This window comes from Streptomyces sp. PCS3-D2, assembly GCF_000612545.2.
Classification (GTDB): domain Bacteria; phylum Actinomycetota; class Actinomycetes; order Streptomycetales; family Streptomycetaceae; genus Streptomyces.
In genome coordinates this window covers 4,859,004-4,881,351 of the sequence record NZ_CP097800.1, presented here as the reverse complement: position 1 = coordinate 4,881,351, position 22,348 = coordinate 4,859,004, and the positions used below count along the sequence as shown (strand labels likewise).

General features: G+C 69.3%; 13 protein-coding genes. 11 read left to right on the top strand and 2 right to left on the bottom strand.

The window, feature by feature from the left end; translation table 11 throughout:
- The first annotated feature begins 51 nt into the window (after positions 1 to 51).
- Entirely contained in the window at positions 52 to 6,813 is a 6,762-nt protein-coding gene (locus AW27_RS21495) for a polymorphic toxin-type HINT domain-containing protein (protein ID WP_236647694.1), read from the top strand.
- Between the two features lie 576 nt (positions 6,814 to 7,389).
- Here AW27_RS21495 and AW27_RS21490 read toward each other — a convergent pair.
- Positions 7,390 to 8,196 carry a phosphatase gene (locus AW27_RS21490; protein ID WP_063890605.1) on the bottom strand — a complete coding sequence of 269 codons (807 nt, stop codon included), beginning with the start codon at positions 8,194 to 8,196 and terminating at the stop codon, positions 7,390 to 7,392.
- Between the two features lie 56 nt (positions 8,197 to 8,252).
- A complete protein-coding gene (locus AW27_RS21485; RefSeq protein ID WP_037923531.1) occupies positions 8,253 to 8,831 on the bottom strand; it encodes an SACE_7040 family transcriptional regulator in 579 nt (192 codons plus the stop codon).
- Positions 8,832 to 8,930: 99 nt separating this feature from the next.
- On the opposite strand from AW27_RS21485, the gene AW27_RS21480 reads away from it, so the two are divergent.
- From AW27_RS21480 to AW27_RS21435, 10 genes are all read left to right on the top strand, one after another.
- A complete protein-coding gene (locus AW27_RS21480; protein WP_037923530.1) occupies positions 8,931 to 10,562 on the top strand; it encodes a carboxyl transferase domain-containing protein in 1,632 nt (543 codons plus the stop codon).
- Between the two features lie 26 nt (positions 10,563 to 10,588).
- The gene (locus AW27_RS21475; RefSeq protein ID WP_037923526.1) at positions 10,589 to 12,595 is read left to right on the top strand and encodes an acetyl/propionyl/methylcrotonyl-CoA carboxylase subunit alpha; all 2,007 of its coding nucleotides are present in this window, start codon (positions 10,589 to 10,591) and stop codon (positions 12,593 to 12,595) included.
- Positions 12,592 to 13,524, top strand: a complete 933-nt coding sequence (locus AW27_RS21470) for a hydroxymethylglutaryl-CoA lyase (RefSeq protein ID WP_037923523.1) — start codon at positions 12,592 to 12,594, stop codon at positions 13,522 to 13,524. The genes AW27_RS21475 and AW27_RS21470 overlap by 4 nt, the downstream gene beginning before the upstream one ends.
- A 7-nt stretch (positions 13,525 to 13,531) precedes the next feature.
- The gene (locus AW27_RS21465) at positions 13,532 to 14,692 is read left to right on the top strand and encodes an acyl-CoA dehydrogenase family protein (protein ID WP_037923521.1); all 1,161 of its coding nucleotides are present in this window, start codon (positions 13,532 to 13,534) and stop codon (positions 14,690 to 14,692) included.
- 147 nt (positions 14,693 to 14,839) lie between these two features.
- A complete protein-coding gene (locus AW27_RS21460; protein WP_037923519.1) occupies positions 14,840 to 15,880 on the top strand; it encodes an ABC transporter substrate-binding protein in 1,041 nt (346 codons plus the stop codon).
- A gap of 109 nt (positions 15,881 to 15,989) precedes the next feature.
- A complete protein-coding gene (locus AW27_RS21455; RefSeq protein WP_037923517.1) occupies positions 15,990 to 16,925 on the top strand; it encodes a siderophore-interacting protein in 936 nt (311 codons plus the stop codon).
- A 147-nt stretch (positions 16,926 to 17,072) separates the two neighbouring features.
- Complete coding sequence (locus tag AW27_RS21450; RefSeq protein ID WP_037923514.1) at positions 17,073 to 18,563, top strand: pyridoxal phosphate-dependent decarboxylase family protein; 1,491 nt, start codon at positions 17,073 to 17,075, stop codon at positions 18,561 to 18,563.
- Positions 18,547 to 19,848 (top strand): lysine N(6)-hydroxylase/L-ornithine N(5)-oxygenase family protein, encoded by a 1,302-nt coding sequence (locus tag AW27_RS21445; RefSeq protein WP_037923512.1) that lies wholly within the window; start codon positions 18,547 to 18,549, stop codon positions 19,846 to 19,848. The genes AW27_RS21450 and AW27_RS21445 overlap by 17 nt, the downstream gene beginning before the upstream one ends.
- Entirely contained in the window at positions 19,845 to 20,432 is a 588-nt protein-coding gene (locus AW27_RS21440; RefSeq protein WP_037923510.1) for a GNAT family N-acetyltransferase, read from the top strand. Before AW27_RS21445 ends, AW27_RS21440 begins: the two co-directional genes overlap by 4 nt.
- The gene (locus AW27_RS21435) at positions 20,429 to 22,210 is read left to right on the top strand and encodes an IucA/IucC family protein (RefSeq protein WP_037923508.1); all 1,782 of its coding nucleotides are present in this window, start codon (positions 20,429 to 20,431) and stop codon (positions 22,208 to 22,210) included. The genes AW27_RS21440 and AW27_RS21435 overlap by 4 nt, the downstream gene beginning before the upstream one ends.
- Positions 22,211 to 22,348: the final 138 nt, after the last annotated feature.

Genomic DNA, 22,348 nt, shown 5'->3' with positions numbered 1-22,348 from the left:
TCCTGAAGCATGGGGTGGGGTGTGAGAAAATCTCGTAAGAGAGGGCTTTCCGTGGCATTGGCCGCAGCCGTCCTCTCCGGCCTGCTGCCCGGCGCGGTTGCCGTAGCCGACAGCAAATCCAAGCCGTCGTTGCCCGAGGTCAAGCAGCCGAAGGCCGTACCGGTCAAGCCGGTGCGCACGGGCGGAGCGAAGAAGGCCGACGACGCGGGTGCGACCGCGTGGAAGTCGCCGAAGGTCTCCTGGCCGGCGGCCGGTTCCGCCGAGGTGGCCCTGGCTGCCGCTCCCGGTCCGGTCTCGAAGTCCTTCCTGTCGGGGGCCGCCCAGGGGCCGGTCCTCGGCTCGGGCTCGCAGCAAGCGGGCAAGCTCCCGGTCGCGGTCCATGTCGCGCCGGGGAAGGCGGCCGAAGCGCCGTCGAAGGTCAAGGTCTCCGTCGTCGGGAAGGACGCGGCACGCAAGGCGGGCGTCGACGGCGTCCTGCTCTCGGTCGGCCGCTCGGACGGCGGCGCGCAGCCCTCGTCCGCCACGGTGGAGGTGGACTACAACTCCTTCCGGGGTGCCTACGGCGGCGACTACGCCTCTCGGCTGCGCCTGGTGGAGCTTCCGGCGTGTGCGCTGACAACCCCCGACCGGGCGGAGTGCCGTACTCAGACGCCGCTGCGGACGCAGAACGACACGCGCACGGGCAAGCTGTCCGCGCAGGTCGACGCGGTGGGCGCGGCCACGGCCGGGTCCGGCAAGTCCGCGGGGGCTCCGGCGGCGAAGGCAGCGGCCTCGGGCGGCGCGACCGTGTTGGCCGCGACGGCCGGGGACGCCGGCTCGACGGGTGACTACAAGGCGACCTCGCTCCAGCCGTCGGGCTCGTGGAGCGCGGGCGGCTCGACGGGTGCCTTCTCCTGGTCCTACCCCGTCACGACGCCGGGAGTGCCCGGTGGTCTGGGTCCGCAGATCTCGCTGAACTACAACTCCCAGTCCGTGGACGGCCGTACGGGCATGTCCAACAGCCAGGGTTCGTGGATCGGTGACGGCTGGTCCTGGGAGCCCGGCTTCATCGAGCGCAGATACAAGCCCTGCAACGACGACAAGACCGGTGGCACCAACACCGCCAAGGTCGGCGACCAGTGCTGGTTCAACGACAACGCCACGCTGTCGCTGGGCGGCAAGTCGACCGAGCTCGTCTACGAGCAGGGCAAGGGCTGGCACCCGGCCTCCGACTCGGGCGAGAAGGTCGAGAAGCTCACCGGCGCCGTCAACGGCGACAACGACGGTGAGCACTGGAAGATCACCACGACCGACGGCACGCAGTACTTCTTCGGTCTGAACCGTCTCCCGGGCTGGAAGGACGCCTCCACGCCGACGACGAACTCGGCCTGGACCGCGCCCGTCTTCGGCAACCAGGCGGGTGAGCCCTGCTACAACGCCTCGTTCGCGAGCGCCTGGTGCAAGCAGGCCTGGCGCTGGCAGCTCGACTACGTGGTCACCCCCGGGGGTGACGCGATGGCGTACTACTGGAAGACCGAGACCAACAACTACGGTCGCAACGTCTCCATGACCACCGGCAAGGCCACGGTCACCCCGTACATCCGGGGCGGCTGGCTGGACCGCATCGACTACGGCCTGCGCTCCGACGCCGTCTACAGCGGCAAGGCGATGGCGCAGGTGCAGTTCGGCGTCAGCGAGCGCTGCCTCACCAACTGCGGCACCTTCGACGAGGCCAACGCCAAGAACTGGCCCGACTCCCCCTACGACCTGTTCTGCAAGGACGGCTCGACGGAGTGCAAGGGGCAGTACTCGCCGACGTTCTGGTCACGGATGCGCCTCACCGCGATCCACACCAAGCTCCTCACCGGTGGCGCCTACCAGGACGTCGACTCCTGGACCCTGGACCAGAACTTCCCGCCGGCCGGTGACGGCATCTCCACCCCGATGTGGCTGAAGTCCATCACCCGCACCGCCAAGGCGGGTGCCGCGGACGACATCCGGCTCGACCCCGTCACCTTCGCGGGCGAGCAGCGGCCGAACCGGGTGGACAAGACCGGCGACGGTCTGGCCCCCTACGTCCGGCTGCGGATGTCCCAGGTGAACACCGAGACCGGTGGCACCATCGGCGTCACCTACTCGCAGCAGGACTGCACCCCCACCACGCTCCCGGCCTCGGACGGGACCAACACCACCCGCTGCTTCCCGGTGAAGTGGGCCTGGGAGGGTGACACCTCCAAGCTCGACTGGTTCAACACCTACGTCGTCAACCAGATCGTGGAGGGTGACAACCTCGCTTCGACACCCGACAAGGTGACCTCCTACGCCTATGTCGGCGGAGCGGCCTGGGACAAGGACACCAGCGAGTTCACCAAGTCCGAGGACCGCGTCCACTCCATTGCGCGAGGCTATGGACTCGTCCAGACCCGTACCGGTGCCGCCAGTGACCCGAAGACGCTGTCGGAGACCCGCTACTTCCGCGGCCTCGACGGCAAGGAAGTCAAGGACGGTACGGGAGCTGCGGTCACCGACCGTCCCGAGTTCGCGGGCATGGTCCGTGAGACGGCCACCTACGAGGGCGATGACACCGCGAAGCTCGTGGGCGCGACGTCGAGCACTCCGTGGCGTTCAGACGCGGTAGCCAAGCGGCTGCGTCCTGGTCTGCCAGACCTCGTCTCCTATAAAACGAACGTCCAGAAGGAGTCCAGCCGTACGACCGTCACCGGCGGCACCCGGACGACCGAGAGGAGTCGTCAGTTCGACGGCTACGGCATGGTCGAGTGGGAGTCGAGCACGGGCGACACCGCCAAGACCGGTGACGAGTCCTGCACCACGACCACCTACGCACGCAACACCGCGACGTGGATCCTGGACCGACAGAGCCAGGTCAGGACCGTCGCGCTGCCGTGCGGGACGACCGGAGCCACGACGGCCGACCTCATCGGCGACACCCGTACGTACTACGACAACAGCGCGCTCGGCTCCGTCTCCGGCCGGGGCCTGGTGACGAAGACCGAGAGGATCAACGGCAAGGGAGACGGCTACGACATCGCGTCGACCATCCCGTCGACCTGCGGCGCTGCCGGCAACGAGCTCTGCTACGACCTCTACGGCCGGCCCCTGGCCGCCGCCGACACCTACGGGAAGGTGACCACCACCGCATACACGCCCACGACGGGTGAGGTCCCGACCACGATGACGGCGACGAACCCGCTGGGACACACCGTCACCAGCCGGCTCGACCCGCTGCGCGGCCAGCCCACCAAGGCCACCGACCCCAACGGCAAGGTCACCACGTCGGCGTACGACGCCCTCGGCCGGGTCACGAAGGTGTGGGCACCCAACTGGACGGAAGAGGCGAACCCCAACCAGCCGAGTCGCATCTTCGAGTACACCGTCCGCAACAGCGGCCCCAACGTCGTCACGTCCAAGACGCTCACGCACGACAAGAAGTATTCGGTCGTCCACTCCATCCAGGACGGTCTGCTGCGCGAGCGGCAGACCCAGACCCAGTCGCCCGACCTCGCCGGACGACTGGTCACCGAGATCTTCTACGACACGCGCGGCCTGGCCTGGCGCACCTCCGGCACGTACTACGCCGACGGCGCCCCCTCGCCCGACCTGGTCACCGGACAGGAACTCACCTACCCCTCCTCCGCGGACACCCTCTTCGACGGCGCCGGCCGCCCCACGGCGGTGATCGCCAAGAAGAACGGCGTCGAGACCAAGCGCACGACGACCAGCTACACGGGCGACACGACCACGGTCGTCCCACCGCAGGGCGGCACCACGACCACCACAGCCGTCGACGCGCTGGGGCGCACGGTCGAGGTCAAGCAGTACACCGACCCGGCCCGAACCACCTCACAGTCGACCCAGTACACGTACAACAAGCTCGGCCAGCTGGCCCAGGTAACCGACCCGGCCAACGCCAAGTGGACCTACACGTACGACGTCCGCGGACGTCAGGTCGAGGTGAACGACCCGGACAGGGGCCTCACCAAGACCGTGTACGACACGGGTGACCGCGTCACCGACATCACCGACGCCCGCGGCATCACCCTGCACACCGACTACGACGACCTGGGCCGCGTCGTCGCCACCAAGCAGGGTGCGACCACCCTGACCTCGACCGTCTATGACACCGTGGCCAAGGGGCAGCTCTCGCAGTCGACCCGCCACGTGGACGGCAAGGCCTACACCTCACAGGTTCTGTCCTACAACGACCTGTACCAGCCGCTCGACAGCCAGTTCATCGTCCCGTCCACACCCGACACCGGCGCGCTGGCCGGCACCTACGCGTGGACGAACGTCTACAACATCACCGGCCAGGTCCTCTCAACCCGGCAGCCCGCCATGGGCGGCCTGCCGGCCGAGACCATGGGATACACCTACAAGTCGGTGTCCGGTCTGCTCAGGAGTACGGCAGCGGGCAACAACCGCCTGATCAACGCCACTACCCACGACCACTACGGCCGCACCATCACGCAGGAACTGGGTGCGTCCGACCAGCGCCTCTACCGTTCCAACGAGTACGACGGCCACACCGGCGCACTCGTGCGCGCGGTCATCGACCGCGATGTGGCACCGACGCGGCTCGAGGACACCCGGTACACCAACGACCCCGTCGGCAACCTGACGGCGATCGCCTCGGCCTACGGCCAGGACGCCGCCCGGACCACGGACACCCAGTGCGTCAACCTCGACTCCCTGCGCCGCATCACCGAGGCGTGGACGAACAAGGGCGAGACCTGCGCGGCCGCGCCTTCTGCTGCCGTCATCGGCGGCGAGGACCCGTACTGGACCACGTACACCTACGACGCCGTCGGCAACCGCAAGACGGAGACCAAGCACAAGGCCGCCTCGGGCCCGGCGGCGGACACCGTACGCACGTACGCGCCCCCGACGCCCGGAAAGCACGACCTCCCGAAGGTCACCCAGACTGGCACCGACCCGCACGACGAGACCTTCACGTACGACGCGACAGGCAACACCAAGACCCGCAAGAGCGGCACGGGTGAGACCCAGTACCTCGACTGGGACGCGGAGGGGCGCCTCAAGTCCCTTGCCCAGGGCCTGACCACCGACGGGTTCATCTACGACACAGCCGGCAACCGAATCCTGCGCAAGGAGAAGGACGCCACCACTCTGTACCTGCCGAACGGCAACGAGCTGATGCTCGACAAGTCCGGCACGGTCACCGGCACCCGCTACTACGGCGACGTCGCCGTGCGCACGGGCGGCAAACTCGCCTTCACCCTCAACGACCACCACAACACCGGCAGCACTCAGGTGACCGCCGACGCAACCCAGACGGTCACCCGTCGCAAGACGGGCCTGTTCGGCGAAGCCCGTGGCACCCAGCCGACGACGTGGACCGGCGAAAAAACCTTCGTCGGAGGAACAAAGGACAACGACAGCGGCCTGACCCACATCGGAGCCCGCGAATACGACCCCCTGATCGGCCGCTTCATCTCGGTGGACCCGATCATGGATCTGAAGGACTCGCAGCAACTCCACGGCTACACCTACGCCGCGAACAACCCCTTCACCTACTCCGACCCCGACGGCCTCAAGTACTTCGAAGGCGGAAACGAGGACCGCGGCTTCCAGTCCTCCCCCCAGAGCGTCGTCCAGGCCGCGACCAAACACCACAACAGGTACTACAAAGACCGGTGCTGGACGGACTGCAGCGCCCCTCCCAAGGCACCCAAGGGATCCAAGGGACCCAAGGGTGATGGCAACCGTTGCGTCGGCGTGCGCTTCTGTCCCCCGAAGAACATGGATGGCGCAGGGGCCGCTAACGCAGTTGCGGGATTTGTCAGCGCATCCATTCACGCGGCCGAAAATGCCGCCGAAATGACGACAGACCCTCACTGCTTCCTCAACACCTCACCGGAATGCAACCTGGAGTCGGACGCGTTCGACTCCTGGGCCACAGAGCAGGGACTCGATCTCGAATCAACTGAGGCTCAAGTCGCCGGCCTCGCTCTGGCTCTGATTCCAGGACCGAAGCTCCTGAGGCTGGGCAAAATGAAGGGGGGTCAGTGCTTCCTTGCCGGAACGCTTGTCCTGATGGCGGACGGCTCCCAGAAGAAGATCGAGGAAATCCAAGTCGGCGACCTGGTTCTTGCTACCGACCCAATCACGGGCGAATCAGCAGCAAAGCGGGTTGAAAAACTCATCCGGACGGAGGGCGTTCGCGATCTCAACACACTTTCGATTGCCACGCCTGCCGGAATCGACGAGATAACGGCGACACACGAACACCCCTTCTGGTCACCCTCCGAAAAGTCCTGGGTGGAGGCCGCTGATCTCCGTCCCGGCATGACACTGGCAACCGCGAGCGGCACTACTGCGATTGTCACGAACAACCGCGCATTCAGCGACCACGTCAAGACCTACAACTTCTCCGTAGCAGACATCCATACGTACTATGTGATGGCGGGCGAGACACCTCTCCTCGTCCACAATACCTGCCTGGATTGGTCAATTGTCAGCAAAAATGGGCAGACACGCCCCGAGCATGTCCGTCGTCACGAAGTGGACGCGCCAGACAGGGAAAGCCACGGCGTATTCTGGGATGAGAATACCGGATCGACGGGCGATGCATATTCCATGCTGAATGAAGCATGGGCCGTCAAAGAGAAGCTAGGCCTAAAGCCAGTTCCCGGCGGCGGTAAAAATGGTGCGGACATGTACCGCATCCCAATGGGTCGAATAGTCGGCTACGAGAGCGGGAAACTCGCCCAGGGCGTTGGTCAGTCGTACACTCATATTGAAATTCTAGTGAGGGATAAAAATAAACTCATCACAGGATACCCATCCGCAGGATGACACTCCAATCGAGTCCTGGCTGGGGTGCACGACCTGCAATAACGGCCTCCTCATTTTCATGATGCGTACAGACATCGATCGAATCTACCTGGAGTGCGACGAATGCATGTCCGGGTTTGCAACCTTCTCGGCCGAAGGAGTCGATGATCAATTCTGGACCGACCAGGTCAGCTGGGAATCTCGACCTGCAAGTCGTCTTGACATCACGACGGCCGGGCTGAACTGGGGCATCAGAAATGAGAACTAACTCCAGCATCTGAGGGTGCACAAATAGATATTGGAATCAGAGAGGGCCCCAGTCGAAAGACATCGACTGGGGCTCGACTCTTGGGTCGGAAGCCTGCAGAGGGAAGTTGGACAGTCCGTAGGCGCTTCCCGGGAGGTTCAGCCGCCCTCACCCCGAAGGGATCTTCCTAGGGACGGTCCCGGCGCGACAAGGATCCAACTTTCGCCCAGATCGAACCGGACCCCTGCACCGTGGCGACGACTTGTCGCCTGCCGGCATTGGGATGACAGTGAGAAGCCCCGGCGTGAATACCGCCGGGGCTTCTCACTGTCTCCGCCGGGCCGGTGCCGTCAGTGCAGGCCCGCCGCGTGCAGCAGGTACGCCACCATCGGGTCGTAGTAGCGCGGGTCGCGGACGTGGTCGTCCAGGGGGATCGTCACCTGGAGGGTGCCCTCGGCCTCGCCGATGAAGAGGGCCGGGTCGTTGCAGTCGGCGTAGCCGACCGCGTCCAGGCCGCGCTGGGCCGCGCAGCCCGCCCAGCCGTGGTCGGCCACGACCAGGTCCGGCTGCGGGCGGCCCGCGGCCGTCAGGCCGTCCAGGATCGCCGCCATCGGCTCCGGCGAATGGGTGTGCCACAGGGTCGCGCCGCGTTCCAGTACGGCGACGTCCGCGAACTGCCACACCGAGCCCTCGTCGGCCGTCAGGCCGGACGGGATGACGACGATCTCGCAGCCGGCCGCCCGCAGGGCCGCCGCCGTCGCGCGGTGGACGTCCAGCAGGCCGCCCGGGTGGCCGGTGGCCAGCAGGACGCTCTGCCGGTCGGCCGCCGCCTTGCGCAGGCGGGCCGCCAGCCGGTCCAGGCCGGCCACGGTCAGCTCCGGGTCGATGGTGTCCTGGCCGAAACGGAACGCCGGGTCGTCCACGACGCCGCAGCGCTCGGCCATCACGGCGAGGACGTCCTGCTCGTCGGTCCAGCGGTCGCCGAGTTCAAGGCCGAGCCAGTAGTGCCGGTCGCCGTTGGCGAGCTTGCGGTAGTGGGAGAGGTTGTTCTCGCGCGGCGTCGCGACCTGCCCCGCGATCCGGGTGCGGACCAGATGGTCGACGAGCTCGGCGCGGGTGGGTACGGGCGTCTCTATCGGCTTCGGCATACGCGCCATTCTGCCGCCGCCGGGGCGGAGGCGGCGCGTCCAGTCCGGCCCGCGGACGCCCCGGGTCATGCCGACAGGGCCCCGAAGGCCCCGTGCGCCAGGCGGCGCAGCAGCGCCTCGGTGGCCTCCCGGCCGAGCGCGGCCAGGTGCGGGGTGGAGTTGAGCAGGCCGAAGACGGCGTGCACGGCGACCCGTACCTCCGCCTCGCCGACCTGGGGGTGCAGTTCCCGTACGACCTCCACCCACAGCTCGACGTACTGGCGCTGGAGCTGCCGTACGAGCTTGCGGTCCGCCTCCCGCAGCCGGTCGAGCTCGCGGTCGTGGAGGGTGATCAGCGCGCGGTCGTCGAGGGCGAAGTCGATGTGGCCGTCGATGAGGGAGGACAGGACGCCGGCCGGGTCCCCGGCCGCCTCGGCGACCCTGTGCCGGCCGCCGGTGAGGAGGCGTTCGCTGATGCCGACGAGCAGCTCGGCGAGCATGGCGTCCTTGCCCGCGAAGTGCCGGTACAGGCCGGGGCCGCTGATGCCGACCGCGGCCCCTATCTCGTCCACGCCGACGCCGTGGAACCCGCGCGCGGCGAAGAGGCGGGCGGCCTCACTGAGGATCTGCTCGCGTCGGGTCGGGGCGGCCGCTCTGGTGCTCATGGGAAACCATTCTAGACAGGGCCGTTAGCGGTCGTTAACCTGAGCCCCACGAGCGTTAACGCTCATTAACCGCCTGGAACGAGCAAGGGAGCTCGACCGATGCAGCAGGCACCAGTGCTGACGAGCGCCGCGGACCCGGCGTCCGAGGCCTGGCGGACCAACGAGGCCGCCCACCGCGAGCTGTCCGAGGGCCTGCGGGCCCGGCTCGACGCGGCCCGGCTCGGCGGCGGGGAGAAGGCCCGCGCCCGCCACACCGCCCGCGGGAAGCTCCTCCCGCGCGACCGCGTGGACACCCTCCTCGACCCGGGCTCGCCCTTCCTGGAGCTGGCCCCGCTGGCCGCCGAGGGGATGTACGGGGGCGCCGCCCCCGCGGCCGGAGTCATCGCGGGCATCGGCCGGGTCAGCGGCCGCGAGTGCGTGATCGTCGCGAACGACGCCACCGTCAAGGGCGGCACGTACTACCCGATGACCGTCAAGAAGCACCTGCGCGCCCAGGAAGTGGCCCTGGAGAATCGTCTCCCCTGCCTCTACCTGGTCGACTCCGGCGGTGCCTTCCTGCCCATGCAGGACGAGGTCTTCCCGGACCGCGAGCACTTCGGCCGGATCTTCTACAACCAGGCGCGCATGTCGGGTGCTGGCATCCCGCAGATCGCCGCCGTCCTCGGCTCCTGCACCGCGGGCGGGGCGTACGTGCCGGCCATGAGCGACGAGGCCGTCATCGTCCGCAACCAGGGCACGATCTTCCTCGGCGGACCGCCGCTGGTGAAGGCCGCCACCGGTGAGGTCGTCACGGCCGAGGAGCTCGGCGGCGGCGAGGTCCACTCCCGGGTCTCCGGCGTGACGGACCACCTCGCGGAGGACGACGCGCACGCGCTGCGGATCGTACGGAACATCGTGGCGACCCTGCCCGAGCGCGGGGCCCTGCCCTGGTCGGTCGAGGCCCCGGAGGAGCCGAAGGTGGACCCGGCCGGGCTGTACGGCGCGGTCCCCGTCGACTCGCGCACCCCGTACGACGCCCGCGAGATCATCGCGCGGGTCGTGGACGGCTCCCGCTTCCAGGAGTTCAAGTCCGAGTTCGGCCAGACGCTGGTCACCGGCTTCGCCCGGATCCACGGCCACCCGGTCGGGATCATCGCGAACAACGGCATCCTGTTCGCGGAGTCCGCCCAGAAGGGCGCGCACTTCATCGAGCTGTGCGACCAGCGCGGCATCCCGCTGCTCTTCCTCCAGAACATCTCGGGCTTCATGGTCGGCCGCGACTACGAGGCGGGCGGCATCGCCAAGCACGGCGCCAAGATGGTGACGGCCGTGGCCTGCACCCGGGTCCCGAAGCTGACGGTGGTGGTCGGCGGCTCGTACGGCGCCGGCAACTACTCGATGTGCGGCCGGGCGTACTCGCCCCGCTTCCTGTGGATGTGGCCCAACGCCAAGATCTCCGTCATGGGCGGCGAGCAGGCGGCCTCGGTCCTCGCGACGGTCAAGCGCGACCAGATCGAGGGCGCCGGCCAGGAGTGGCCGGCCGAGGACGAGGAGGCCTTCAAGGCCCCGGTCCGCGCCCAGTACGAGGAGCAGGGCAACGCCTACTACGCCACGGCGCGGCTGTGGGACGACGGGGTCATCGACCCGCTGGAGACCCGGCAGGTGCTGGGGCTGGCCCTGACCGCGTGCGCGAACGCCCCGCTGGGCCAAAAGGATCAAACGCAGCCGGGCTTCGGCATCTTCCGTATGTGACGTGATGTGACGTGAGGACCTCACTGATGTTCAGCACTGTTCTGGTCGCGAACCGCGGCGAGATCGCGGTCCGGGTCATCCGCACCCTGCGGGAGCTCGGCATCCGCTCCGTGGCCGTCTTCAGCGACGCGGACGCGGACGCCCGCCACGTACGGGAGGCCGACACGGCCGTCCGGATCGGCCCGGCGGCGGCCGCGGAGAGCTACCTGTCCGTGGAGCGGCTGCTCGACGCGGCGAAGCGGACGGGCGCCGAGGCCGTGCACCCCGGCTACGGCTTCCTCGCGGAGAACGCCGCCTTCGCCCGCGCCTGCACCGATGCGGGCCTGGCTTTCATCGGGCCGCCGGCGAGCGCCATCTCCCTCATGGGCGACAAGATCCGCGCCAAGGAGACGGTGAAGGCGGCGGGCGTGCCCGTGGTCCCCGGCTCCTCGGGCAGCGGCCTCTCGGACGCCGAACTGGTCGCGGCCGCCTCGGAGATCGGCATGCCGGTGCTGCTGAAGCCCTCGGCGGGCGGCGGCGGCAAGGGCATGCGGCTCGTACGGGACGAGGCGGTGCTGGCCGAGGAGATCGCGGCGGCCCGCCGCGAGGCCCGCTCGTCCTTCGGCGACGACACCCTGCTGGTCGAGCGGTGGGTGGACCGGCCCCGGCACATCGAGATCCAGGTGATGGCGGACGCCCACGGCAACGTGGTGCACCTGGGCGAGCGCGAGTGCTCGCTGCAGCGCCGCCACCAGAAGGTCATCGAGGAGGCGCCCTCGGTCCTGCTCGACGAGAAGACCCGGGCGGCGATGGGCGCGGCGGCCGTCGACGCGGCCCGCTCCTGCGGGTACGTGGGCGCGGGCACGGTGGAGTTCATCGTCCCGGGCGGCGACCCGTCCTCCTACTACTTCATGGAGATGAACACCCGGCTCCAGGTCGAGCACCCGGTGACGGAGCTGATCACCGGCCTGGACCTGGTGGAGCTCCAGCTGCGGGTGGCCTCCGGCGAGGCCCTGCCAGTCACCCAGGACGACATCCGGCTGACCGGGCACGCCATCGAGGCGCGCGTCTGCGCGGAGGACCCGGCGCGCGGCTTCCTGCCGTCCGGCGGCACGGTCCTGGCGCTGTCGGAGCCCTCGGGCGGTGCGGTCCGCACCGACTCCGGGCTGACGGCGGGCGTGCCGGTGGGCTCGACGTACGACCCGATGCTGTCCAAGGTCATCGTCCACGGGCCGGACCGGGCCACCGCGCTGCGCATGCTGCGGGGGGCCCTGGCCGACACGGTGATCCTGGGCGTCCAGACGAACGCCGGCTTCCTGCGGCGGCTGCTGGCCCACCCCGATGTGGTGTCCGGGGAGCTGGACACGGGTCTGGTCGAACGGGACCTGCCGGCCCTGCTCCCGGAGGGGGTGCCGGACGAGGTGTACGCGGCGGCCGCGCTGCTGGCGGGCACCGCGCCGGAGCCGCCGGCGGCGGGATGGGTCGACCCCTTCGACGCCGCGAGCGGCTGGCGCCTGGGCGGCACCCCCGCCTGGACGGTCCACCACTTCCGCCTCCCCGGCCAGGACCCGGTGGAGGTCCGTACCCGGCAACTGGGCGCCGAGCAGGAGATCCTGCTGGACGCGGTCGGTGGCGGCGCACCGGCCCGCGGCCGGATCGTCGCCCTCACCCGTGACGCCGTCACCGTCGAACTCGACGGCGTCACCCACCGCTTCAGCCACGCCGCCTCCCCGGAGGGGACCTGGCTCGGCCGCGACGGCGACTCCTGGCACGTCCAGCGCCACGACCCGGTGTCCGCCCACGGCGCGGCCGGTGCCGGGGCGGACACCCTCGCGGCCCCCATGCCCGGCACCGTCACCGTCGTCAAGGTGGCCGTCGGCGACCGGGTGACGGCAGGTCAGAGCCTGCTGGTGGTCGAGGCGATGAAGATGGAGCACGTCATGTCCGCACCGCACGCCGGCACGGTCACCGAGCTGGACGTCTCGCCCGGCACCACCGTCGCCATGGACCAGGTCCTGGCCGTCGTCACCCCGGACGAGGAGGAGGCCGCATGATCGGGCTGCCCATGACCGTCCCGGCCACCGGTCTGCCGGCCCGGGTCCGCATCCACGAGGTCGGCGCCCGCGACGGCCTGCAGAACGAGCAGACGACCGTCCCCACCGAGGTCAAGGCGGAGTTCGTGCGCCGCCTCGCCGCCGCCGGCCTGACCACGATCGAGGCGACCAGCTTCGTGCACCCCAAGTGGGTGCCCCAGCTGGCGGACGCCGAGCAGCTCTTCCCGCTGCTCGCCGACGTGGACGCAGCGCTGCCCGTCCTGGTGCCGAACGAGCGCGGCCTGGACCGCGCGCTCGCGCTCGGGGCCACCCGTATCGCGGTGTTCGGATCGGCCACGGAGACCTTCGCCTCCCGCAACCTCAACCGGACCGTCGCCGAGTCCCTCGCGATGTTCGAGCCCGTCGTGGCCCGTGCCCGGCAGGGCGGGGCGCACGTGCGCGGCTATCTGTCCATGTGCTTCGGCGACCCCTGGGAGGGTGCCGTCCCGGTCCACCAGGTCGTCTCCGTGGCCAAGGCCCTGCTCGACCTCGGCTGTGACGAGCTGAGCCTCGGCGACACCATCGGGGTCGCCACCCCGGGCCACGTCCAGGCCCTGCTCTCCGCGCTGAACGAGGCCGGTGTCGCCACCGACCGGATCGGCGTGCACTTCCACGACACCTACGGCCAGGCCCTGTCCAACACCCTCGCCGCGCTCCAGCACGGGGTGACCACCGTCGACGCCTCCGCGGGCGGCCTCGGCGGCTGCCCGTACGCCAAGAGCGCCACCGGCAACCTCGCGACCGAGGACCTGGTGTGGATGCTCGACGGTCTCGGCATCGAGACCGGGGTCGATCTGGCCGCCCTCACCGCCACGAGCGTGTGGATGGCCGAACGGCTGGGACGCCCCAGCCCCTCCCGTACCGTCCGCGCCCTCTCCCACAAGGAGTAGTCACACCATGTCCCTCGACCACCGGCTCACCCCTGAGCACGAGGAACTCCGCCGCACCGTCGAGGCGTTCGCCCACGACGTCGTCGCCCCGAAGATCGGCGACCTGTACGAGCGGCACGAGTTCCCCTACGAGATCGTCGCCGAGATGGGCCGCATGGGCCTGTTCGGTCTGCCCTTCCCGGAGGAGTACGGCGGCATGGGCGGGGACTACCTCGCCCTCGGCATCGCCCTGGAGGAGCTGGCCCGCGTCGACTCCTCCGTCGCCATCACCCTGGAGGCGGGCGTCTCCCTCGGCGCCATGCCCCTGTACCTCTTCGGCACCGAGGAGCAGAAGCGCCAGTGGCTGCCGAAGCTGTGCTCGGGCGAGGTGCTGGGCGCCTTCGGCCTCACCGAGCCCGGGGCGGGATCGGACGCCGGCGGTACCCGTACGACCGCCGTCAAGGACGGCGGCGAGTGGGTCATCAACGGGTCGAAGTGCTTCATCACCAACTCGGGTACGGACATCACCGGCCTGGTCACCGTCACGGCCGTGACGGGCCGCAAGGCGGACGGCCGTCCGGAGATCTCCTCGATCATCGTCCCGTCCGGCACGCCGGGCTTCACGGTGGCCGCCCCCTACTCCAAGGTGGGCTGGAACTCCTCGGACACCCGTGAGCTGTCCTTCGACGGCGTACGGGTCCCCCTGGCCAATCTGGTGGGCGAGGAGGGCCGCGGCTACGCCCAGTTCCTGCGGATCCTCGACGAGGGGCGGATCGCCATCTCCGCGCTCGCCACGGGCCTCGCGCAGGGTTGTGTGGACGAGTCGGTGAAGTACGCCAGGGAGCGGCACGCCTTCGGCAGGGCGATCGGGGACAACCAGGCCATCCAGTTCAAGCTGGCCGACATGGAGATGCGCGCCCACATGGCGCGCATCGGCTGGCGCGACGCGGCCTCCCGGCTGGTGTCCGGCGAGCCGTTCAAGAAGGAGGCGGCGATCGCGAAGCTGTACTCCTCCACGGTGGCCGTGGACAACGCCCGTGACGCCACGCAGATCCACGGCGGCTACGGCTTCATGAACGAGTACCCGGTGGCCCGCATGTGGCGCGACTCCAAGATCCTGGAGATCGGCGAGGGCACCAGCGAGGTCCAGCGCATGCTGATTGCACGCGAGTTGGGCTTCGCCGGCTAGTTCGACGGCCCGTGCGGGCGCGGGCGGCGCGAGGGGGCCCGAAAAAACTTAGGGCCCCCTTACCGTTTCCGGCCAAGGTTAGGCTAACCTTCCCCACGAACGGCACGCTGGTGGCCGCCCCGGTACGCACGAAAACGGACATCGATTATGCCCAAGTCCCGCAGCAACTCCCTCACCCGTCGCGGCCTCGTCGCCGCGGGCGGCGCCCTCGGTCTGGTCGCCGCGCTCGCCGCGTGCGGCGGCACCGACTCGGCGAAGGGCGACGGCGACAAGGGCAGCACCGCCACCGCGTCCTCCGGCGCCTGGAGCTTCAAGGACGACCTCGGCAAGGACGTCAGCGCCACGTCCACGCCGAAGAACATCGTCGCCTTCACCGGCACCGCCGCCGCGCTGTACGACTACGGCGTCCAGGTCAAGGGCGTCTTCGGCCCGACCAAGACCGCCGACGGCAAGCCCGACGTCCAGGCCGGCTCGATGGACGTCTCCAAGGTCGAGATCCTCGGCAACGTCTACGACGAGTTCAACGTCGAGAAGTACGCGGCCCTCAAGCCCGACCTGCTCGTCACCAACACCTGGGACGGCTCGTACTGGTACGTGCCCGAGGCCTCCAAGGACAAGATCCTGAAGCTGGCCCCGCACGCCGCGATCGGCGTCGGCGGCGACGTCTCGATGGACAAGGCCCTGGAGCGCACGGCGGACCTCGCCAAGTCCCTGGGTGCCGACATGAACGCCAAGACCGCCGCCGACGGCAAGGCCCGTTTCGAGGCCGCCGCCGCCAAGGTCCGCGAGGCCACCAAGGCCAACCCGGGCATCAAGGTCCTGGCCGGCTCCGGCTCCGCCGACCTGTTCTACGCCTCCACCCCGGACACCTCGGCCGACCTGAAGTACTTCAAGACCCTGGGCGTGGAGTTCATCACCCCGGACAAGCTGGACGAGGGCGGCTTCTTCGAGAGCCTGAGCTGGGAGAACGCCGGCAAGTACAAGGCCGACCTCATCCTGCTCGACAACCGCACCGGCACCCTGCAGCCGGAGGAGCTGAAGGCCAAGGCCACCTGGGCCGAGCTGCCCTCCGTGAAGGCCGGCCAGGTCGCCCCGCGCACCACCGAGCCGATCTACTCGTACGACAAGTGCGCGCAGATCCTGGAGGACCTCGCCAAGGCCCTCCAGAACGCCAAGAAGGTCGCCTGACCCACGCGCGGCGCCCGGTGACCCCGGGCGCCCGCTCCCAGGGCGGGTCCGCGCGGGCACGCCCTGGACTCGTCTGCAGGCCGTACCGACTTCCAGGGGGACCACCCGCATGACCGCCACCGCGTCCGGCGCCCCGGCTGTGGCGCACTTCCGCTTCTTCACGCTCGAAGTGCTCCGTACGCGCCGCCTGGGCCACTCGTTCCTGCGGGTCACCTTCGGCGGCGAGTCCCTCGCGGACTTCCGCTCCGGCGGCTTCGACCAGAGCCTGTCGCTCTTCCTGCCGCCCTCCGGCGCGGAGCACACCGTGCTCCCGTCCACGGACGAGGACACCTGGTTCACCGCCTGGCGCGGCATGCCGGACGAGGAGCGGCCGGTGATGCGCTCCTACACCGTGCGCGAGCAGCGCCGCGACGGGACGGGTGCGGTCGAGGTCGACATCGACTTCGTGCTGCACGGGGACTCCTCCCCCGCCTCCCGCTGGGCCGGACGGGCGAGCGCCGGCCGCCGGATCCTGGCGATCGGCCCGGCCGTCGCCGAGAACAAGTCCGTGCGCTTCCAGGCCCCGGCCGACGCCGGCGCCGTCTGGATGTACGCCGACGAGACCGCTCTGCCGGCCGCGGCCGGGATCCTGGAACGGCTGCCGGCCGATACCCGGGTCCGGGCCTGGTTCGAGGTTCCGCACGAGGACGACCGGCTCGCACTCGCCGCGCCCGCCGACGCGGACATCACGTGGATCGTGCGCGGGGGCGACGACCGGGAGCGGACCGGGCGGGTGCTGGACGCGCTCCGCTCCGCACAGGCACAGGCGCAGGCACAGGCGCAGGCACAGGCACAGACGCAGGGCGTGGAATCCCCGTACGTGTGGCTGGCCGGCGAGGCGGGCACCGTTCGCGCGGTGCGCCGCCACTTCGTGCAGGAACGATCCGTCGACCGCCGCTCGGTGCGCTTCACCGGCTACTGGCGGCTCGGCGCGAGCGAGGAGCAGCTCCTCGCGGAGGCGTACGCGGGCAAGGCTCCCAGCGAGGACCCCGGTTCCGAGTTGTAGTCAGCTCCCGGAATTTTCACGGCAGTTCGCGATGGGCTCCGGCTTCGGCCGGGGCCCATCCTCATTTGGTCATTCCACTTAGGTTAGGCTAACCTAAACATCACCCGCCCCACCCTCCCCCTCTCCCCCCTGTCCGGAGGAAAGTTGATGCGCCGGCATCTGCTGAACGAGACGACCGCGGACATCTACCGCCGTTCCGTCACCGAGGGCGTCGACCGTGTCGCCGCCAAACTCGCCACCACCGAACGGCCGCACACCGGTATATCCGTCGACGAGCTCGCCCCGGTCATCGACGGGATCGACCTCGACACCCCGCTCGGGGACTCCTCCGCCGCGCTCGCCGAGCTGGAGGACGTCTACCTGCGCGACGCCGTCTACTTCCACCACCCGCGCTACCTGGGACACCTCAACTGCCCGGTCGTCATCCCCGCGGTGGTCGCGGAGGCCGTGATGGCCGCCGTCAACTCCTCCCTCGACACCTGGGACCAGTCCATCGGCGGCACGCTCATCGAGCGCCGCCTCATCGACTGGACCACCGGCCGCATCGGCCTCGGGGAGAAGGCGGACGGCATCTTCACCTCCGGCGGCAGCCAGTCCAACTTCCACGCCCTGCTGCTGGCCCGCGACGAGGCCTGCCGCACCGTCATGAAGCGCGCCAAGGAAGCCGGTATCGGCCTGACCAAGGCCGAACTGCTCCCGAAGCTCCGCATCTTCACCTCCGAAGCCAGCCACTTCAGCGTGCAGAAGTCGGCCGCCATGCTCGGCCTGGGCTACGAGGCCGTCATCTCCGTGCCCGTCGACCGCAACCGTCGCATGGACACCTCCGTCCTCGCGCTGGAGCTGGAGGAGTGTGCCGCCGAAGGCCTCTTCCCCATGGCCGTCGTCGCCACCGCCGGCACCACCGACTTCGGGTCCATCGACCCGCTCCCCGAGATCGCCCGCCTGACCGCCGAGCACTCCGCGTGGATGCACGTGGACGCCGCCTACGGCTGCGGACTGCTGGTCTCGCCCACCCGCCGACACCTCCTCGACGGCATCGAGCACGCCGACTCGGTCACGGTCGACTACCACAAGTCGTTCTTCCAGCCCGTCAGCTCCAGCGCGATGCTGGTCCGCGACCGCGACACCCTCAAGCACGCCACGTACCACGCCGACTACCTCAACCCGCGGCGCATGGCCGAGGAGCGGATCCCGAACCAGGTCGACAAGTCCATCCAGACCACGCGCCGGTTCGACGCCCTCAAGCTCTGGATGACGCTGCGCATCATGGGCGCCGACGGCGTCGGCTCGCTCTTCGACGAAGTCATCGACCTCGCCGCCGCCGGCTACGACGTCATCGCGGCCGACCCGCGCTTCGAGGTCGTCGTCGAGCCGCAGATCTCCACCCTCGTCTTCCGCTTCCTGCCCGGCGACGGCGTTCCCGCGGAACTCCTCGACGAGGCCCAGCTCCACGCCCGCAAGGCGCTCTTCGCCTCCGGCGAGGCCGTCGTCGCCGGCACCAAGGTGGACGGGAGGCAGTACCTGAAGTTCACCCTCCTCAACCCGCAGACCACGACGGCCGACATCGCAGCCGTTCTCGACCTCCTCGCCGCACACGCCGAGCAGTTCCTGGGAGAATCCCTTGCCGTCCACCACTGAGCCGTACGACTTCATCGGCATCGGCCTCGGTCCCTTCAACTTGGGACTGGCCTGCCTGACCGCGCCGATCGACGAGCTGAGCGGCCTGTTCATCGAGTCGAAGCCGCACTTCGAGTGGCATGCGGGGATGTTCCTGGACGGCGCGCACCTGCAGACGCCCTTCATGTCGGACCTGGTCACCCTCGCCGACCCGACGTCGCCGTTCTCCTTCCTGAACTACCTCAAGGACCAGGACCGGCTGTACTCCTTCTACATCCGGGAGAACTTCTACCCGCTGCGCACCGAGTACAACGACTACTGCCGCTGGGCCGCCGACCGCCTCGACAACGTCCGGTACTCGACCTCCGTCACCGAGGTCACCTACGACGAGGCCGCCGCCCTCTACGAGGTCCGCACCGACCGGGGCGAGACCCACCGCGCCCGCCGCCTGGTCCTCGGCACCGGCACCTCGCCGTACGTCCCGCAGGCCTGCGCCGGCCTCGGCGGCGACTTCCTGCACAACGCCGCCTACATGCCGAACAAGGCGGAGCTGCAGAAGAAGAAGTCCATCACCCTGATCGGCTCCGGCCAGAGCGCCGCGGAGATCTACTACGACCTCCTCACCGAGATCGACGTGTACGGCTACCAGCTGAACTGGGTCACGCGATCACCGCGCTTCTTCCCGCTGGAGTACACCAAACTCACCCTGGAGATGACCTCCCCCGAGTACGTGGACTATTTCCACGCCCTCCCGGAGGACACCCGCTACCGGCTGGAGACCCAGCAGAAGAACCTCTTCAAGGGCATCGACGGCGACCTGGTCAACGCCATCTTCGACCTGCTCTACCAGAAGAAGGTCACCATGCCGGGGGCGGTGCCGACGACCCTGCTGACGAACACCTCGCTGAACAGCACGGCGTACGACACCACCACGGGCACCTACACGCTGGGGCTGCGCCAGGAAGAGCAGGAGCGGGACTTCTCCCTCTCCACCGAGGGCCTCGTCCTGGCCACCGGCTACAAGTACCGGACCCCCGACTTCCTGGACCCGGTACGCGACCGCCTGAACTTCGACGGCCGCGGCCGCCTCGACGCCGCGCGCAACTACAGCGTCGACACCACCGGCCGCGAGGTGTACCTCCAGAACGGCGCCACCCACAACCACTCCTTGACCTCCCCCGACCTGGGCATGGCCGCGTACCGCAACGCGTACATCGTCGGTGAGCTGCTCGGCCGCGCGTACTACAAGGTCGAGAAGTCCATCGCGTTCCAGCAGTTCGCCGCCCCGGAAGGCACCCACGCATGAGCACCACCGACACCCTCTACTCACGGACGGACTCCGTCCTCGGGGACTTCGCGATCCGCCCGCTGGACCCCTTCGCCGACGCGGAGCTGCTGCACGGCTGGGTCACCCACCCCAAGGCCTCGTTCTGGATGATGCAGGACGCCTCGCTGCCGGACGTGGAGCGCGAGTACGTGCGCATCACGGCGCACGAGCACCACCAGGCCTTCATAGGCCTGCACGAGGGCCGCCCGGCCTTCCTGATGGAGTCCTACGACCCGAGCCGGTTGGAGTTGGTCGGTCTGTACGAGGCACGGCCCGGCGACGTCGGCATGCACTTCCTGGTCGCACCCGCGGACCGGCCGCTGCACGGGTTCACCCGCGCGGTGATCACCACCGTCATGGCCGCGCTCTTCACCGACCCGGCCACCCGCCGCGTCGTCGTCGAGCCGGACGTCGCCAACACCGCCGTGCACGCCCTGAACGAGGCCGTCGGCTTCGTGCCGGAGCGCCGGGTCACCAAGCCGGAGAAGGAGGCGCTGCTGAGCTTCTGCACCCGCGAGCAGTTCGAGGCCGCCACCGGCATCACCGGGGAGGTGTCCATATGAGCCTCTCCGACGCCGTCTCCCACCTCTCGCCCGAGCTGTGGGACCGCGCCAACCGCGCCCTGGTCCGCAAGGCCCTCGCCGAGTTCGCGCACGAGCGCCTGCTGACCCCGGTGTCCCTCGGCGGCGACCGCTACGCGGTCGTCTCCGACGACGGCGCCGTGGAGTACCGCTTCGACGCCGCCCGGCAGGTCCTGGACCACTGGGCCGTCGACGAGGCCACCATCACCCGGCTGCGGGACGGGCTGCCGCAGCCGCTGGACGCCCTCGACTTCCACATCGAGTTCCGGCAGGCCCTGGGGCTGAGCGCGGACGTCCTACCGGTCTACTTGGAGGAGATCTCCTCCACCCTGGCGGGCGCGGCGTTCAAATACACGAAGCCGCAGATCGCCGCGGCCGTGCTGGCCAAGTCCTCCTTCCAGGACATCGAGACCGGCATGACCGAGGGCCACCCCTGCTTCGTCGCCAACAACGGCCGGCTCGGCTTCGGCGTGCACGAGTACCACGCGTACGCCCCGGAGGCCGCGAGCCCCGTCCACCTGATCTGGGCGGCCGCGCACAAGGACGTCGCCACCTTCACCGCGGGCGCCGGCCTGGAGCACGACAGCTTCCTGCGCGCCGAGCTGGGCGACGCGGCGGTCGAGCTGTTCGCCGCGAAACTGCGCTCCCTGGACCTGGACCCGGCGCACTACCTGCTCTTCCCGGTCCACCCCTGGCAGTGGTGGAACAAGACCACGGTCACCTTCGCCGCGGAGATCGCCAGCAGGCGGCTGGTGCTGCTGGGCGAGGGCGAGGACGCCTACCTCCCGCAGCAGTCGATCCGCACCTTCTTCAACACCACCACCCCGACCAAGCACTACGTCAAGACGGCCATCTCCGTCCTGAACATGGGCTTCATGCGGGGCCTGTCGGCCGCCTACATGGAGGCCACCCCCGCCATCAACGACTGGCTGCACCAGCTGATCGAGTCCGACGAGGTCCTGCGCTCCGTCGGCTTCTCGATCATCCGTGAGCGGGCGGCCATCGGCTACCGGCACCTGCAGTACGAGCGCGCCACCGACCGCTACTCGCCGTACCGCAAGATGCTGGCGGCCCTGTGGCGCGAGTCCCCGGTGAACTCCCTCGGGGACGGCGAGCGGCTGGCCACCATGGCCTCGCTCCTCCACGTGGACGCCGAGGGCGCCTCGTTCGTCGGCGCCCTGATCGAGGAGTCCGGCCTCACCCCGGCCGAGTGGCTGAAGCCCTACCTGCGCGCCTACCTGCTGCCGCTGGTGCACTGCTTCTACCGGTACGACCTCGCGTACATGCCGCACGGCGAGAACACCATCCTGGTCATCAAGGACGGCGTCGTGCAGCGTGCGATCTTCAAGGACATCGCCGAGGAGATCGTCATCATGGACGCGGACGCGGTGCTGCCGCCCGCCGTCGAGCGGATCCGGGCGGACGTCCCGGAGGACATGAAGCTGCTGTCGATCTTCACGGACGTCTTCGACTGCTTCTTCCGCTTCCTGTCCTCGATCCTCGTCACGGAGGGCATCTGCACCGAGGACACGTTCTGGAAGGCCGTTGCCGACTGCGCCCACGACTACCAGGACTCCATGCCGGGTCTGGCGGAGAAGTTCCGGCGCTACGACTTCTTCGCGGAGGAGTTCCAGCTGTCCTGCCTCAACCGCCTCCAGCTGCGCAACAACGCGCAGATGGTCGACCTCTCCGACCCGTCCGCCGCGCTCCAGCTGGTCGGCAACCTCAAGAACCCCGTCGCGGCCTTCGCCCGGCGGTGACACACGGGGCGGGGCGGGCGCCGAGACGGTCCCTCGGCCCCCGCCCCGCCTCACGCCGCCCCGCATACCGAACGAGCTGGCGAATCGATTCGCTTGCGCATACGATCTCCGCAGTTGCAGGAGGCACGGGGGGCGTTC

Coding starts and splice junctions, on each gene's coding strand:
- AW27_RS21450 (WP_037923514.1), top strand. CDS start 17,073: ATGCGCCGGCATCTGCTGAACGAGACGACCGCGGACATCTACCGCCGT.
- AW27_RS21485 (WP_037923531.1), bottom strand. CDS start 8,831: ATGAGCACCAGAGCGGCCGCCCCGACCCGACGCGAGCAGATCCTCAGT.
- AW27_RS21490 (WP_063890605.1), bottom strand. CDS start 8,196: ATGGCGCGTATGCCGAAGCCGATAGAGACGCCCGTACCCACCCGCGCC.
- AW27_RS21440 (WP_037923510.1), top strand. CDS start 19,845: ATGAGCACCACCGACACCCTCTACTCACGGACGGACTCCGTCCTCGGG.
- AW27_RS21435 (WP_037923508.1), top strand. CDS start 20,429: ATGAGCCTCTCCGACGCCGTCTCCCACCTCTCGCCCGAGCTGTGGGAC.
- AW27_RS21480 (WP_037923530.1), top strand. CDS start 8,931: ATGCAGCAGGCACCAGTGCTGACGAGCGCCGCGGACCCGGCGTCCGAG.
- AW27_RS21475 (WP_037923526.1), top strand. CDS start 10,589: ATGTTCAGCACTGTTCTGGTCGCGAACCGCGGCGAGATCGCGGTCCGG.
- AW27_RS21460 (WP_037923519.1), top strand. CDS start 14,840: ATGCCCAAGTCCCGCAGCAACTCCCTCACCCGTCGCGGCCTCGTCGCC.
- AW27_RS21455 (WP_037923517.1), top strand. CDS start 15,990: ATGACCGCCACCGCGTCCGGCGCCCCGGCTGTGGCGCACTTCCGCTTC.
- AW27_RS21465 (WP_037923521.1), top strand. CDS start 13,532: ATGTCCCTCGACCACCGGCTCACCCCTGAGCACGAGGAACTCCGCCGC.
- AW27_RS21470 (WP_037923523.1), top strand. CDS start 12,592: ATGATCGGGCTGCCCATGACCGTCCCGGCCACCGGTCTGCCGGCCCGG.